13 protein-coding genes are annotated in these 16033 nt (G+C 58.2%); 2 read left to right on the top strand and 11 right to left on the bottom strand.

Annotation, left to right across the window (positions count from 1 at the left end; translation table 11 throughout):
* Positions 1-40: 40 nt before the first annotated feature.
* The 10 genes from RISK_RS32055 to RISK_RS01220 all read right to left on the bottom strand — a co-directional run bounded on the left by RISK_RS32055 (position 41) and on the right by RISK_RS01220 (position 10695).
* The gene (locus RISK_RS32055; protein ID WP_160311384.1) at positions 41-208 is read right to left on the bottom strand and encodes a hypothetical protein; all 168 of its coding nucleotides are present in this window, start codon (positions 206-208) and stop codon (positions 41-43) included.
* A gap of 129 nt (positions 209-337) precedes the next feature.
* Entirely contained in the window at positions 338-1558 is a 1221-nt protein-coding gene (locus RISK_RS01260; protein WP_047812463.1) for a DUF1559 domain-containing protein, read from the bottom strand.
* A gap of 572 nt (positions 1559-2130) precedes the next feature.
* Positions 2131-2529, bottom strand: coding sequence for a hypothetical protein (locus tag RISK_RS01255; protein WP_047812444.1), 399 nt, complete (start codon positions 2527-2529; stop codon positions 2131-2133).
* 44 nt (positions 2530-2573) lie between these two features.
* Positions 2574-3884 carry a (Fe-S)-binding protein gene (locus tag RISK_RS01250; RefSeq protein ID WP_047812443.1) on the bottom strand — a complete coding sequence of 437 codons (1311 nt, stop codon included), beginning with the start codon at positions 3882-3884 and terminating at the stop codon, positions 2574-2576.
* A 5-nt stretch (positions 3885-3889) separates the two neighbouring features.
* Complete coding sequence (locus tag RISK_RS01245; protein ID WP_047812442.1) at positions 3890-5134, bottom strand: FAD-binding oxidoreductase; 1245 nt, start codon at positions 5132-5134, stop codon at positions 3890-3892.
* Positions 5127-6572 carry an FAD-binding oxidoreductase gene (locus tag RISK_RS01240; RefSeq protein WP_047812441.1) on the bottom strand — a complete coding sequence of 482 codons (1446 nt, stop codon included), beginning with the start codon at positions 6570-6572 and terminating at the stop codon, positions 5127-5129. The genes RISK_RS01245 and RISK_RS01240 overlap by 8 nt, the downstream gene beginning before the upstream one ends.
* On the bottom strand, positions 6569-7702 hold the full coding sequence (locus RISK_RS01235) for a Gfo/Idh/MocA family protein (RefSeq protein WP_047812440.1): 1134 nt from the start codon (positions 7700-7702) through the stop codon (positions 6569-6571). The genes RISK_RS01240 and RISK_RS01235 overlap by 4 nt, the downstream gene beginning before the upstream one ends.
* Before the next feature lie 220 nt (positions 7703-7922).
* On the bottom strand, positions 7923-8978 hold the full coding sequence (locus RISK_RS01230) for a sugar phosphate isomerase/epimerase family protein (RefSeq protein WP_047812439.1): 1056 nt from the start codon (positions 8976-8978) through the stop codon (positions 7923-7925).
* 746 nt (positions 8979-9724) lie between these two features.
* Positions 9725-9994, bottom strand: coding sequence for a WXG100 family type VII secretion target (locus tag RISK_RS01225; RefSeq protein ID WP_007326182.1), 270 nt, complete (start codon positions 9992-9994; stop codon positions 9725-9727).
* Positions 9991-10695: a tetratricopeptide repeat protein gene (locus tag RISK_RS01220; RefSeq protein WP_047812438.1), complete on the bottom strand. Its 705-nt coding sequence runs from the start codon at positions 10693-10695 to the stop codon at positions 9991-9993. The genes RISK_RS01225 and RISK_RS01220 overlap by 4 nt, the downstream gene beginning before the upstream one ends.
* Positions 10696-10967: 272 nt before the next feature.
* Between RISK_RS01220 and RISK_RS01215 the strand changes: the two genes are divergently transcribed.
* Both RISK_RS01215 and RISK_RS01210 read left to right on the top strand, forming a co-directional pair.
* Positions 10968-14075 (top strand): DUF1592 domain-containing protein, encoded by a 3108-nt coding sequence (locus RISK_RS01215; protein ID WP_053061015.1) that lies wholly within the window; start codon positions 10968-10970, stop codon positions 14073-14075.
* Positions 14072-15394 (top strand): DUF1552 domain-containing protein, encoded by a 1323-nt coding sequence (locus RISK_RS01210; RefSeq protein WP_047812437.1) that lies wholly within the window; start codon positions 14072-14074, stop codon positions 15392-15394. Before RISK_RS01215 ends, RISK_RS01210 begins: the two co-directional genes overlap by 4 nt.
* Positions 15395-15759: 365 nt before the next feature.
* Here the strand turns inward: RISK_RS01210 and RISK_RS32865 are convergent.
* A partial coding sequence (locus tag RISK_RS32865; protein ID WP_236695930.1) for a hypothetical protein occupies positions 15760-16033 on the bottom strand: 274 nt, incomplete at its 5' end.

The following is a 16033-nucleotide window of genomic DNA, read 5'->3' as shown; positions in this document are numbered from 1 at the left end:
TTGATCAGAAACATACAAGGCACCGTCGACGCAAGCTGAACTACTGCATCTTCTTCATTTCATTCTCGTAGTCATCCGATTCCATTTCTTGGTCCGTCTCAGTCATTGGTGCATCGTCAGCAGGCTGGATGACGGTACTGGACTCACCGCAACCAACCGTGAACAGAAGCATCGAGAACACTACAAAACTCAAACTCAACGATTTCATTTCAATCATTCATAAAAAGGGGAGCGTCGGAAAGTAAAAAGCCATTTGGAACACTCGATTCCAAATGGCAACCGCACAGGGAGTCGAACTCCCTGGACATTTTGATGATTCAGTGCAGCAAAAAACGGACTACTCGAGCGACACGGTCTCTTTGTTCCCGCGAGTTCCCAGGCCGCCCCACAATCCATAGGGACTGCGTTGGCCAGCGTTGACAGGTCCCGCTTGGCTGTTCCCAGCTTCAATCGAGTCCGTGATGAACCTGACAGCTCCGTCGCCCATCAAGACGTGCACGCCGCCTTGATGTCGGCTGCTGGCACTGATCGAACCACCACCTTCGGTCCAGCGATCCACGCACAGTTCCGAGTTGGGCGGAAGGTTGGTGAACATGCAGCTGGAGGTCGGCAGCGAAATCATCCACATCATCCCACGATTGTAGATATCGTTCGGACTGTGCAACGCACCGGGTCCTGTCGGTGCGGGACAATCGACTCCATCACACCAAAAAGAAGGTCGTTGCGGATCGATATGCCCCGTCTCCTTGCAAATCGAAACATTTTGCTCCACGGTGTCCAAGGTTCGGTTGAGCGTGGTTCGATTGTCGTTGTCGCCAAGGTCCGTCATCATCTCACCCATTGCGATGGTGTTGGACAAGCCATCCAAGACGTCACGAAATTTCCGATCGGTCCGGTGCGTGTACATGCCGCGGGCATAGCGACCTTGAGTGGTCTTGCTTCCTGAAATCTCGTCAAAGGGACTGCCTCCCGAGTTACTCCAACGAATCGGACGAGTGAACGGCGTCCCCTGAAACGCATCACCGATGCAAAAGGCGTAGTTCGAACGACCACCTGCAGGAAGTCCCACCCCTGGGTCACTGGGACATCGCAACGCGGGCGTTTCTGTCATCCAAGGGATGTATTGGTTGCGTCCACCATTGATCCGTGGTGCGGGCCCCATGGCGGGCCACGGCGGCGTTTGAACTCCACCATCGACTCGCTGTTGCGATGGGTTGCTGATCATCTCCCACAAAGCTTGCTGTTCCATGAACGGAAGCAAACCAACCATCGCACTCAATGAGCCCGAGTTGTGAGTGTCATAAGGTGTCCACGCATTGGGAGCATCATCGCGCCAGGTGCCAGTCGAGTGCCGTGGCAGTTGGTCATAGGCAGAGTGGTAGTTGTGCGATGCCAAACCAATTTGCTTGAAATTGTTACTGCAGCTCATCCTGCGTGCTGCTTCGCGAGCGGCTTGAACAGCCGGAAGCAGCAATCCCACCAACACGCCGATAATTGCAATCACCACCAGCAACTCCACCAACGTGAAACCACTTGAGCTTCGACATTTCGTCTTCATCATTGAGTCCTTGGGAAAATATGTCACGTCTAAGAAACACGAGAAAGTGCCCGAAATACCGGCCGCACCCCCCGAATCAATAACATATAGACGCAAAACCTGAGCGTCAATATAATCAACATTAAGACACAACTAAGAACAAACGAGCACCCTTAGGCGTGCTTTGATCTCGTCGCGAGACGGTTGGCTTCAAGCTCCACCCCCGTCATTTCGAAATGGGCTGGCTCAACGGGAAATGGAAATTGGGCGATGGCTTGAGACGACATTCGCCACGGCATCATTGGCGGTTCCAGCTGGGAAATGCCTGGATCCAAGCGTCTCGACACCCCACTCTCAGGATGGGCAAAATGAAATTTTGCCAGGTGACGATCGAGCGGTGACTTCCGGCAAGCAACCGCAGACGGGCTCATCTCGGACTTCAGCGTCTTGGGAATTGCAAACGCTTAAGGTGAATGAGTCTGCCCCAATACCGTCGATGACAGGGTGCAAACCTCCATCGTTGTGGAGAGCATTGCCGGACTCCACGTCCCAAGCCTTCCTCAACCAGGCTCACTGATTCGAGCAATCGTCACTCACCCCAAGCGCTCGATGACCGATTGGGCACGTTTGGCGGCAGCGGCGAGCGTGGTGGACTGGGATTCGGCAAGTTCTCGCAGAACCTTCCAGGTCGAGGGGTCCAACTGGCTTAAACGCCCGAGCATCGTGGCGGTCCAGTAAAGCTGGTCCACCGCCAAAGCATCCCAGCGGTTGCCTTCTTCGCCGTCGTACAAAACCGACTCCAGCAGGCCTGCCATCTCCTCTTCTTCATCCGCACTTGGCTCGACCGATCCCGACAGAACCTCGCTCGCCCAAGTCCGGACTTCCTCGTCGTCGGACTGCAGTGCGAGCAAACAGTCGACGGTCTTCCCGTGGACGTTCTCCTGACGGGCCAACGCTTCCAATTCGTTCAAAGACAATTCGTTTGCACTCATCGTGGCCGCTGGGATTCGGGGTTATTTGGGAATCAGAATGGGATTCAATTCAGCGGGGACTCGTCCAAGCACGCACTCAAGAATTCCATCGTGTGCATCACCCGCGGGGCCGGATGAGCTTCGGTCGCCATTGAATTCAGATGCGTCTGCAACTGCGTCAAACAACCGATGTTGCCACTGACCACAATCGGGGCACCCGTCGCCATCACCGCCTTGGCTTTCCGACGTCCAAGTTCATCCGCGGTTTCGGGTTGATCCAAGTTGTAAGTTCCCGCTGAGCCACAACACAAGTGTGCCTCCGCAACATCCACCAGCTCCACATCCGGGACCCGGCGAAGCAACTCACGTGGTTGCACTCGCACGCCTTGGGCGTTGGCCAGATGACACGCGTCGTGATAGGCCACCCGCACCACGGCCTCGCCCTCGTGAACCAACCCAGGCCGTCGCAAACGCAACCGATCCGCATGCTCGCACACCACCACCGAAACGTCTTTCACCGTGTTGGCCAATGCCATCGCCTGCGACTCGATGTCCGTGCCACGCAAGATCATGCCGTACTCTTGCATGCCCGATCCGCAACCGGCGGCGTTGGTGACAATCGCATCGATCGGCTGAGAGTCACTGGAAAACGCACGCACGTTGTTGCGAGCGAACTTGGCCGCTCGATCACCGTCGCCGACATGCCAAGCCAGCGAACCACAGCAACTCTGTTCGGTTGGCACCACCACTTCCAAACCAATGTGCCGCAGCACATGGATCGTGGCTTCATTGATTGAAGGTGCCAGGACCTGTTGGGCGCATCCGGCCAGCAACGCGACACGGCCGACTTGGTCACCCAGCGGTGCGTAACGAGACTGCAGTTCCTTTGCAGCAGGCAAGGTTTCTGGCAGCAAATCCAACATCGGACGCAGGACCGATGGAACCAAGGCAGAGAACGTTTTGCCTATCAATCCCATCCGCGCCGCGAAGCGAAACCGCTTGGGGTAAGGCAACGTTTGAGCAGTCAACCAGCGCTGCAACCTTTGTGGCCAAGCGACAGAAATGCGTTCTCGAACGAGCGAACGATAAGGACTCAGCAGGTGTCGGTACGACACCCCGGAAGGACAAGCGGGCTCACACGCCAAGCAACCCAAACAAGCGTCCAGGTGAGGCGCCGCTTCGTCGGCCGACATCGAACCTTCCAACACCTCTTTCATCAGAATGATGCGTCCCCGCGGCGAATCCGATTCACGTTGCAACACGTCATAGGTCGGACAGGCCGACAAGCAAAAACCACAACGAATGCAGGTGCTGACGGCTTCCGCCATCGCATCCGCGTTGGGTCCAGAACTTTCCAAGGGAATGTCATGCTGCATGGCGATTAGGCCTCCGTGCGTTGTGTGTGCTTTGGCTCGCCAAACTGAAACGGTGCAAAGCATCGATGCGGATCGATCGCGCGAGACACGCGCACGACCACTTCGTCGTGCCGCCACATTCCGATCTGAGTTCCAAGTGGGTTTGTTTCGCCTGGGTCGAGAACCAAGCCAGCCAAGGAATGCTGCATCAACCAAGCATCCAACACCGTCAGGTCACCCGCCCCCGTCACGAACATGACATTGCCCGCCAGACCGAAATGCATCTTCCACCCTCGTTGCGTCAACTCTTGGGGAAACGACTGAACCGCCGTTTCAATTTGCCGCGGCGTGATCGGAATACGAACCGACACTTCTCCGGGGACATCCAGCAACTTCGACCATGATTTTTGGGCATGCTCTTCCGACAACTCAAGTGACCCCGCCTGACCCACTGTCTCCCGTACACGATCCATGATGGACTTCGCCACCGACGGCGGTCCGGGCACTCGCAATACAATGCACCAGTCTTCTGGATCGGTCATGCCGGGCTGGCACAACTCGATCGCGTCCAACTCAATCGGCAGTCGGGTCAAGGTTTGCATGTGCCGGGTGGCCATGGCGAGGTCGCCACATTTGACGGCCCACGTTTGCGGATCGACGGACTGGGGAAAGACCTTGAACGTCAATCGCGTCAACACCCCCAATCGACCGAGGCTTCCGACCATCAACTTGGGAAAGTCGAACCCGGCTGCGTTCTTGACCACAGGGGCGCCGGTGTGAACTTCGTTGCCCAATCCATCCAGGAACGAAGCGGCCAAGATGAAGTCGCGTAGGCCTCCGTATCGCCAGCGACCGGGACCGCTCCATCCCGAGGCGACGCAGCCACCAATCGTCGCTCCCATTCCTGCTCGGGGTGGATCGAAGGGCAGGGTTTGACCGTGCTTCGCGAGCGCAGCGATGACTTCTTTGAGCGGCGTTCCTGAGGCGACCGAGATAGTGAACTCGGAAGGGTCGTGCTGAAGGATCCCAGACAAATTTCGCGTGGAAACTCGCCGCAGCGAACTCGCTGGTGAATCGATCTTCGAGCCAGAATCCTGTCCAAGGTTGGCAAGCGACAACCCAGGCTTGCTGCATCGACCGACCGGAATCAAACGCTCCCCGGCCGACGAAGCATTCCAATCGCGGATCAGTTCGACCCAGTGACTCACGGATTCGGGAGCTTCGATGCTGGCTGGCATGGCAGATGTGGAAGTGGATTCGGATTCACTCACGGAAGATCACTCCCGCTTTTTCCAAGGGATGCAACCCGGAGGTGGACAGGGCAGGGGACTCGGCATCCGGAAACATCTTGCCTCGATTGCAAATCTCGTGAGGGTCCATTTCCGCTCGCACGCGGTGCATCAAATCAATCGTGGGTTCGTCAAACATCTCGGCGAAGACACCCCGTTTCTCGACTCCAACGCCGTGCTCGCCCGTGATGGAACCGCCCATTTCGATACACAACCGAAGGATTGAATGAGCGAACTCATTGGCCTTGTCAAAGGCACCGGGAATCTTCCCGTCGTACATGATCAGCGGGTGCAAGTTGCCATCGCCCGCATGAAAAACATTTGCAACGGGCACGCCACATTCGCGGCTCATCGCCTCGATTCGCTCGAGGGCTTCTCCCAATCGCCGCCGCGGCACAACGCCATCCTGAACCAGGAAGTCAGGGCTCAATCGCCCCGCCGCTGAGAACACCGATTTGCGGCCTTTCCATATCGCCAGTCGCTCGGCGTCGTTGGCAGCGATCTCGACCGCGGACGGGTGAGTGCTGTCGATCACGTCGGCCAGAATTTCCCTTTCCATCGCGACGCGTTCCGCAGAACCTTCCAGCTCCACGATCAACACACTGTTGGCGTTCTTGGGATAGCCACAGGCCACCGCGGCTTCGGCGGCGCGAATCGACATCGCGTCCATGATTTCCATCGCACCCGGCAATAGATTCGCAGCGATGATCGCCCCGACGGCATTCCCGGCCGCCCGGATGTCGTCGTACCCCACCAAAACGGTGTGAAAGACTTCCGGCAACGGCAGCAATCGCAACGTCGCTTGCAAAGCGATCCCCAGCATGCCTTCGTTGCCACAGAAGAAACCTGTGGTGTCCGGGCCAGCATGCTCCAACGACGACCCACCGATACTGGTCACGGTCCCATCGCCCAGCACCACATCCATCGCCAAGGTGTGCCCGGCGGTCATGCCATATTTCAGGCAGTGAGCACCCCCGGAATTGAACGCGATGTTGCCACCGATCGTGCACACGGATTGGCTGGAAGGATCCGGCGCGAAGTACAAACCATGCGGCCGAGCGGCTTGGGAAACGGCGAGGTTCACCACCCCGCACTGGACCGTCGCGGTTCGTTCGACGGGGTCAACGTGCAAGATTCGGTTCAGCCGATTCAGCGCAATCACAATCCCGTCGCGATGCGGCATCGCGCCTCCGGAGAGGCCCGTGCCACTGCCTCGAGCGACCACCGGCACGTGATGCTCGTAACACCAACGCACCGCGGAAACGACCTCGTCAGCGGTCTCGGGAAAGACCACCCCGCGAGGTCGAGCGGTATAAGCGAGCAACCCGTCTGATTCGAAGGCCGCCTGAGCCGCTGAGTCGGTCCGAAACCGATCGGCGGGAAACAACTCTGCTAAACCAGCCAGGTCGACGGAATTCACTTCACGTCTTTCCAGCTGCGGGTCGCGGCACTGTCCAACACGGCATCGCAAACACGCTGGGTTTCCAGTGCATCGCGGAAAGTCGGCGCAGCGGGCTGGTCCGATTCCAACGACTTCAAGAAGTCGGCCACTTGGTGCACAAAGGTGTGCTCATAGCCGATCTGCAACCCTGGAACCCACCAGTTGGCCATGTAAGGGTGATCGCCATCACTGACATGGATGCTGCGCCAACCGCGGACAATGCTGTCGTCGTTGTGGTCGAAGAATTCCAAGCGATGCAAGTCGTGCAGGTCCCAACGCAGGGAGCCGAACTCACCGTTGATTTCCAACGTGTTCAACGCCTTGTGACCGCGAGCATAACGAGTCGACTCGAACAACCCGAGCGAACCATTGTCAAAGTGACAAAGGAAGGAGCACGCGTCGTCAATTTTGACCGGAGTCTTCTTGCCGGTTTCCGCGTGAACCCGTTCCTTGACGAACGTTTCCGTCATGGCCGAAACATCTTGGATGCTGCCGTTGAGCCACAGAGCGGTGTCGATGCAGTGAGCCAACAAGTCACCGGTCACGCCGCTGCCAGCGGCTTCCGCATCCAAACGCCAGGTTGCCGCACCGCCTTGAGGAACGTCGGCGTTGATCGTCCAGTCCTGCAAGAAGTTGGCACGGTAATGGAAGATCTTGCCAAGCCGACCTTCGTCAATCAATTGCTTGGCCAACGTCACGGCGGGGACACGACGATAGTTGTACCAAACCATGTTGCGAACGCCGGCCTTCTCAACCGCTTCGCACATTTCGATGCCTTCGGCGGTGTTCATCGCCAAGGGCTTTTCGCACAGAACCATCTTGCCGGCTTCGGCAGCGGCGATCGAGATCTCTTTGTGCAAGTTGTTGGGCGTGCAAACGTCAACCGCGTCGATGTCATCGCGTTCGAGCAGTTTGCGCCAATCGGTTTCCACCGACTCGTAACCCTGCTGTTCCGCGAAGGCTTTGGCCTTCTCTTCGTTGCGAGCGCAAACGGCCTTCAAGACGGGATGGTATTCCAGGTCAAAGAAACGCGGAGCTTGGCGGTACCCGTTGGTGTGCGTTCGGCCCATGAAGCCGCAGCCGATCAGGCCAATGTTCAGAGGTTTCATTCGTTATTGAGGGGAAGAAGGAGATTGATGTAGATGGAGGGCAGACGCCCTTCCGCCACAAAAGTTAGTTCGGCAGGAAGACAATCCATTTTCGCAAGCGACATGAAACTCTTGGCAGAGTGGCGAAAGCCGTCGCTTGATCAAGTGATTCACACGAAAAACCACAACCCGACGCGTGAAAAAACCACAACCCGACGCGTGAGCGAGGGACCACCTCGAATCACTCGTTCCAGCCGTGAGCGTCTTGCACGCTCAGCATCGCTGCCAGGATTTCGTTCCAGGTCTCAGGCTTGTGCATGACGTCGTTGGGGAACATGCACCCGTCCCAGCAAATGTGCTTGCAGGTCTGCAACACGTCCCCGTGCTCGTCACGCAACCAGTGGCCCGCGTCGGTGGCGATGTCCAATTTGCCGTTGGGATCGTTGGGCAAGCAGTGCCGTCCCGTTTTGTCGTGGCTGCCAGTGCCGTGCACGGTCGCGTCATTTTGTGCGACGTGAAAGTCGATCGTCCATGGCCGCAAGGCATGCGTCAACTCTTTCAATGCCGCCGCCTTTTTCTCTTTGTCGGCCCAATCAAAGTCTTGCGGCAAAATCGCATCTTCCGGTGCGTTGTAACCAAGCAGGTACAGCAACGTGTGAGCCATGTCCGCTTGGAAACCAAATCGCTCGGGATGACCGACTCGCTCAAGCAAGTCAACCATCTTCTTCCAAGACTGCATGCCACCCCAGCAGATTTCACCTTCCGCGGCGAGGCGTTCGTCGTACTCTTCGGCGATATCCGATGCGGCTTTGAACGTGTCGGCGATCTTGCTTTGGTTGGCCTCAGGATCCTTGACCCAATCCGCCACACCCATCGCGCTGTCCAAGCGAATGCATCCATACGGACGGACGCCGAGTTCACGCAACTTCTTGCCGATCTCGCAGCCCTTGCGAACTTGCTTCAAGAACGCTTCGACTTCTTCAGGACTGCCGCCAGCGCTTCCGCCGCCGGTGGGTTCCCAAACGGGAGCGACCACGGTGCCGATGTTCAGCGATCGGCTGCGAACCTTTTCGGCCAAGGCTTCCAGTTCCGCATCGTCCGCGTCGATGGACACGTGAGGCGAGAACAGAAACAGATCGACGCCGTCGAATTTCCGCCCGTCCACTTCCGCCGCAGCGGTCAGGTCAAGCATTTCATCCAAGGGAATGATGGGGTTGGCATCGTCGTCGCCCTTGCCGACCACTCCGGGCCAAGCAGCGTTGTGCAATTTTGGAAACGAGTTCGGGTGCTGGCTCATCGTTGGGAAGTGCCTTTGATCAGAGTGGGGTCGCTATCAGGTTGAATCGCAAGTTCAGACGGGAAGTATCGACCGATTCACCAAGTGGCCTGAAGGGTCATTTGGACGAATGGGGCGTGAGATTTCTGCTTTCCCGCTTCCCTAGGGTGGACATTGCGACCGCTCGTTGCAAGAACCCTTGTTTTTTAATCGCAAAGCAAACCAGTCGCGGAGCGACGGAAGCCGCCAGCCTTGGGTTTCAACCCAAGGCCCGCCGACCCCCGACAATCATCCCAGTCGCGGAGCGACGACAGCCGGACACGCGTTCCCAACACCTGTCGCCACTCCCTGGCTGTCCTGGTTCGGGAACGCCATCCAAGACCTCGGGTTGAAACCCGAGGCTAGCGACTGCCACCGCTCCGCGGTTCCCTCACGCGACGCCTCCACCCCACAGTCACAGAGCGATGACTGCCCAATGAGCATGGGTTTGACATCGAAACGCACCCCAGTCGCGGAGCGACGGAAGCCGCCAGCCTTGGGTTTCAACCCAAGGCCCGCCGACGCCCGACAATCATCCCAGTCGCGGAGCGACGACAGCCGGACACGCGCTCCCAACACCTGTCGCCACGCCGTGGCTGTCCGGTTTCGGGAACGCCACCCGAGACCTCGGGTTGAAACCCGAGGCTGGCAAATTTCACCGCTCCGCGGTTCCCTCACGCGACGCCTCCGCCCCGCAGTCGCAGAGCGACGGAAACGCGATCGCGGGATCAGCGTCCCAGGTAGGCGTCCAACTGATCTGCTTTCCGCATCAGATAGGGCACATGCTCGTCGGTGGCCTGCACCAAACGCTGCAGTTGCCGCAGTTGATCCTGAAATTCTTGATTGAATTTTCTCTGCTGGTCGTCTCGCCAGCTTTGTTCGAGCTGGTTCATTTGAGCCGACAGCCCTGTCCCGCGTTGCCGCAGCTCCTCCGCGAATCGAGCCAATTGAGATGCGAACTGGCGAATTTGATCCGGGTCACCGATGGCTTGATTCATGAAATCGCCTGGAGAGATTGTTGATAAAATTGCAAACTGGCATGCAAACCATGACGCTCGGCCAAATCAATGAGCAACCGGAGCGCCGCCGATCGAGTTTTCGCAGGCCCGACCACCGCACGCCGGATCGATGCCTGACGCAGCGACTTCATCGCCGCCATGTCTTGACTGAGCAACAACTGACAACGCCCCATCAACAGGTAGGCACCGGGCGAATGGGTTTCAGAATCCACCAGCGGTTCCAACTCCTCCATCGCTTCCTCGTATCGTTCCAGGTCGTACAGGGCTTCGCCCAGGACCATGTGCAGGTAGGTCAGCGAAGGATCCCGCGCGAGTCGGGCCCGGCAAACCTTCAGCCGACAATTGGCCCAGTCCGTGGTCGCACGATCCAGCTCATGATCGGCGGAGGAATTCCCCAACCGAGTCGCCAAATCTCGCACCTCCACCAACTGCTGGACCGACCGAGCCAATTGGGCTTCTTCCAATTCCCACAACATTGACATGTCGTCCGGAAACAACTCATGTGCCTGACGCAAGACTTTCGCCGCCTGCAAGGGACGATGTTCTTCGCGATAGATCGTGGCCAGTTCCAGGTACCCCTCGCGATCCGTGGGACAAGTTTTCAGATGGTGCTCGAGTTGCTGGCGACGCGTCGACACGGTCGCCGATTCGCTTCCTTCATTGGTGGGAACGGCGGTCATTGAAATCGCTCGCGGAAGAGAATCATGAGGCAAGGGCGTAACCAACACAGCGGCGATGCACCGCCAGTGGCTCAGAAGAGACCATTCATTATGGGTGAAGGGGACCAAGATTGCAAAATCTCAACCCCCACTTGGATTGCCCACTCGCTCGTGAAAGGAATGAGTTATGATAGACGGCTCGATCGTTGGTTGCCGAACCTCGACCGAACCCGCCGCGGTCCCCCCCGCCCCCTCATGCTCCGATTCGCGTTCCCTCCTACAACGACGCGGCCATGCATTTCATGCGATTCGCCCTGACCCTTCTTGTTGGCAATTTCTGTGTCAGCGCCGTGGGCTCCGACTCACTGGAAACTGTGTTCCAAGACACGGTCCAACCGTTCCTGCAGCAGAACTGCTTGCAGTGTCACGACGACCAATCCGCCGAAGGCGACCTGGACCTCAGCGTCGACCAAAACATCGACGATGTCGTGAAACGATTCCGCCACTGGGCAGTCGTCTTGGACCGCTTGGAAGTGGGTGACATGCCACCCGAAGACTCGGACATCCAACCAAACGCCGAGCAGCGAGACGCGGTGATCGCTTGGATCGAATCCCTGAAAGCAGCGGAAGCCAAGCGAACCAGCGGTGACCCGGGGATGGTGCTGGCGCGGCGACTCAGCAGCGCAGAATACGACCGCACCATCCGTGACCTCACCGGCGTCGACATTCGTCCCGCAGCCGACTTCCCCATCGATCCCGCCAACGAAGCCGGGTTCGACAACTCTGGTGAATCACTGACGATGTCACCCGCGCTGCTCAAGAAGTACCTGCAGGCGGCTCGACGCGTCTCCGAGCACATGGCGATCACGCCCGCAGGACTCGAATTCGCACCGCATCCCGTGATCACCGAAACCGATCGCGACAAGTTTTGCGTCAATCGCATCATCGATTTCTATCGTCAACAAAACACCCGTGTCTCGGACCACTTGTTCGTGGTTTGGAAACACCACCAATCGCCGACACAGCATTCACTTGAGGAACTGGCGTCCCAACAGGGCGTCAGCGTTCGTTACTGTCAGCTGTTGAGCAACTTGCTGAACGAAGACCGGTTGCAAAGCGAAGAAACAAACGAGCTGAACCAAGCGTCCATCGGCCCGATCTTCGCCTTGAGAACGATTTGGCATGAAGTTGCCCAATCGAACGCTTCTGATTCAGAAGCCCGACAACATTGTGAAACCATGGCGACCTTCATCGAGTCGCTTCGCCAAGCGTTGATCCCGGACGTGCCCAACCTGACCGCGCCCGAGATGAATTCGGGCTCGCAATCGTTGGTGCTTTGGAAGAACCGTCAATTCATTGCCAATCGACGACGCTTCGCAGCAGATCAACTTCCGCCACTGCCGGAGTTGATGAAGACCTTTGACCCAAGTCAGCTTGACCTGCCCGCCAAGGACGCCGTCGTCGCATCCATGCAGATCCCGGAATCGGAATCCGAACAAGCGACCTATGCAAAAGAGCTGGATCGATTCTGCAACGTCTTTCCGGATCAGTTCTTGGTCTCCGAGCGGGCTCGCGTGTACCTGGATCAAAAGAACGAGAAGAAGCTCAAGGGACGTTTCTTGAGTGCCGGGTTCCATAGCCAAATGGGGTACTTTCGCGACGACGAACCGCTTTGCGACTTGATGCTCACGGATGCCCAGCGAGAAATGCTCGATCGTCTCTGGCTGGAACTGGACTTCGTCACCTCCGCTCCGATGCGTCAATATGCGGGCTTCATTTGGTTTGACCGCACGGACTCCGCTTTCATGCGAGACCGAGTTTTCGACCGGTACCGTGCTGAAGACAAGGACTGCATCGCCGAAGAAAAGGTCCGTGGCCTACGCGACACCTACGCCGAAAAAGCGGAACGGGTCGGGGCCAGCCCCAAGGCCTTGGCCGCGATTCGGCGTTACTTCGACGACCTCTCCAAAACCTTCCGTTCGCTCGAAAAAATTCGCGAAGAATCGGAACCGGTCCAACTCGAAGCGATGCTGCAGTTTGCTGAACGAGCCTACCGCCGCCCACTCGAGCAAACCGACCAAGATTCACTGCTCGCGTTCTATCAATACTTGCGAACCGAAGGCGAACTGGATCACGAGGAATCCATTCGCGACTGCATCGTGCGAATCTTGATGTCGCCGCACTTCTGCTATCGCGTCGACCCAACTCAATCCCGTCCAGCCCAATCTGGCCCAAACACGTCGGCCCCGAACACGTCAGCCCAGGACAACCCCAAATTGCCCACCGGCGTTGAACCGCTGGACTCATTCTCGCTGGCCAATCGCTTGAGCTACTTCCTATGGTCAAGCATGCCGGATGAAACGCTGATGGCGCTGGCGTCGAAGGATCAGCTGCAAGACCCTGGCGTCCTGATCGAACAGACGCGCCGCATGTTGCAGGACGATCGCAGCCAAGGCTTCCTTCGCGAATTCATGGGCAACTGGTTGAACTTCCGCCGCTTTGACCAGCACAACGGCGTTGACCGAGAACGGTTCCCGACGTTCACCGACGACCTACGGCAATCCATGCTGGAAGAACCCCTGCGTTTCTTCACCGACGTGATCGAACGCGATGGATCGGTGCTTGATTTGTTGTATGCAGATCACACCTTCGTCAATCGCGAATTGGCGATGCACTACGGGGTCGAGGAACAGCAATTCGACTCGCTGTTGAAAGCCTCCGCCTCCACCGATGGCTGGATTCAACTTCCCAACGCGAACCAGTTTGGACGCGGTGGCTTGCTACCGATGGGAGTCTTCCTGACTCGCAATTCACCGGGTCTGAGAACCAGCCCCGTGCAGCGGGGCAACTGGGTCGTGCAGCGCATGCTCGGCGAGCACGTCCCGGCTCCTCCGGCCGAAGTCCCTGAGCTTCCCGAAGACGAATCCAAACTGGGCGACCTGACGATTCGCGAGGCCCTTGCGCGGCATCGCGAACACCCCAGCTGCGCCGGGTGCCACGAACGAATCGACTCGATGGGACTGGTCTTCGAAGGCTACGGCCCCGTCGGTGAAATGCGAGACGCCGACCTGGGTGGACGTTCGATCGACGCCAGCGTCGTGTTTCCTGATGGCGGCCAAGGTGACGGCATCCAAGGTCTGCGAGATTACATCCGCCGCGATCGCGAAGACGACTTTGTCGAACACCTGTGCCGCAAGTTGCTGGCGTACGCTCTCGGACGATCGCTGCAACTTTCGGATGAATCCCTGGTGGCCGAGATGAAATCGAATCTGCAAGCCAACGAGCACCGCTTTTCATCCATGATCGAAACGATCGTGACCAGCCCCGCGTTCCGCAACAAACGCGTTCAACTTGCCTCCGTCGACTCCGCCCCTTCCTCTGAAACGGAACCTTCCCCATGAACCCTGCTGTCAACCGACGAACACTGCTGCGTGGTGCCGGCGTTGCCATGGCATTGCCTTGGTTGGAATCGATCCCGGTCTGGGGCCGCGAAACGATGGTTGGGAACGATGCCGCCGAAACCCCTCAGCGTTTTGCGGCGTTGTTCATGGGCTGCGGGATCAACGCCGATCACTGGTGGGCCAAAGGTGCCGGCACAGACATGGAACTGGGCAAGAGCCTGGCTCCCATGGAACCGCTCAAACACAAGATGAATTTCATCACCGGATTGTTCAATGAGAACGCAACCGGCGTTGGTATTCACCCGGGACAAACGGGCAACATCCTCTCGGGAGCTTCGCTAAAAAAAGGCTCGGAGCTTCGCGGCGGCATCAGCATGGACCAAATGCTGGCCAACCACTTCCAAGATCAAACCGCGGTCCCCAGCTTGGTGCTCGGCTGCGAACAGCCCGTGACGGGTTACCACGAAACCAACTTCTCGATGGCTTACAGTTCGCACATCTCGTGGCAAAACGCGACGTCGCCGGTGCCCATGGAAGTCTACCCGTCACTCGCCTTCGATGCATTGTTTGACAATCAAGGCAGTCGTCGCAACGAGAGCATTCTGGACCGGGTCGGCGAAGACGCGGCCTCCCTGCGTCGACAAGTCAGCTCTGCCGACCGCGCCAAACTGGAGGAGTTTTTGAGCAGCGTTCGCGAAGTCGAGCGACGCGCCGCATCGATGCGAGCGGCTCACTCCAAAGCCAGCGACCGCGCCAAAGATCAGGGCAAACCGATCCACGCGATGAAACGCCCGGACGATGGCTTGCCCGAGGACATTCGTGAGCACATGCGATTGATGTGCGACATCGTGGCGTTGGGATTCCAAACGGACAAAGCCCGTGTGGCAACGCTGCTGCTCAACCGTGACTTGTCCGGTTTGTTCTACCCATTCCTGGACGTGAAATCGACGCACCACTCCGCCTCGCACAGCGATCGCTCCGATGCCTACGAGCGAATCTCGCGGTACTACTGCAGCCAATACGCGTACTTGGCTGGAAAACTGGACGCGATGCCGGAAGGGGACGCCACCGTGCTGGACCATTCATGCCTGCTGTTCCTGTCCAGCATGTGGTCAGGCAACGCTCACGATTCCAGCAAACTGCCCGTGCTGCTGACCGGTGGGTTGTCAGGCAATTTGGAAACCGGACGCGTCCTGGATTACCTCGAAGAATCCGACGACGACCGCAAACTGTGCAGCATGTACCTGTCGATCATGGATCGCATGGGAGTCGAACTCGATGACTTCGGCGACGCAGAAAAACGGCTCGCCAGACTGTAGGCCGCTGAAAGAATCGAAAGGCCTTGGTAGCCCGACGCGTGAGCGAGGCCCACGCGGCAAGCCCCACGCCGGCCCCGTCCGGGGCGGCCTCTCATGTTTCGTCATCGGTCTCGGGGCTTCCGCCCCGAGCTAAGAACGCCGGCCCCATCCGGGGCGATGATTGCCGCCGAACGCTCCTCCGGTTCGCGTCTCGTCACCGCCCCAACCACCCGGATTTATCAATTTACAATTTCCAATTTCACTTTTTCAATCCATCCCAGCTCGCCTGTCGCCGCTCCGCGGCTTGCCGAGCGTGTGGGGTAACGCTCGAGACCTCGGGTTGAAAACCCGAGGCTGACAACTGTCACCGCTCCGCGGTTGTTCGATCAACCGGAGACAAACCCCAAGTCGCAGAGCGACGACAGATGTTTGCCGTTCCGTCGCCGAACGATCCCCGGTTCGCGCCCCGTACGATGGGCTTCCAAGCCTGCCGAAATGGAAACCCGACGCGTCAGCGAGGCCCACGCGGCAAGCCCCACGCCAGCCCCGTCCGGGGCGGTTTCTTGGGTTTCGTCATCGGTCTCGGGGCTTCCGCCCCGAGCTAAGAACGCCGGCCCCATCCGGGGCGATGATTGCCGCCGAATGCTCCTCCGGTTCGCG

The organism is Rhodopirellula islandica, assembly GCF_001027925.1.
Taxonomy (GTDB): domain Bacteria; phylum Planctomycetota; class Planctomycetia; order Pirellulales; family Pirellulaceae; genus Rhodopirellula; species Rhodopirellula islandica.
This window is presented reverse-complemented; position numbering and strand designations above follow the sequence as displayed.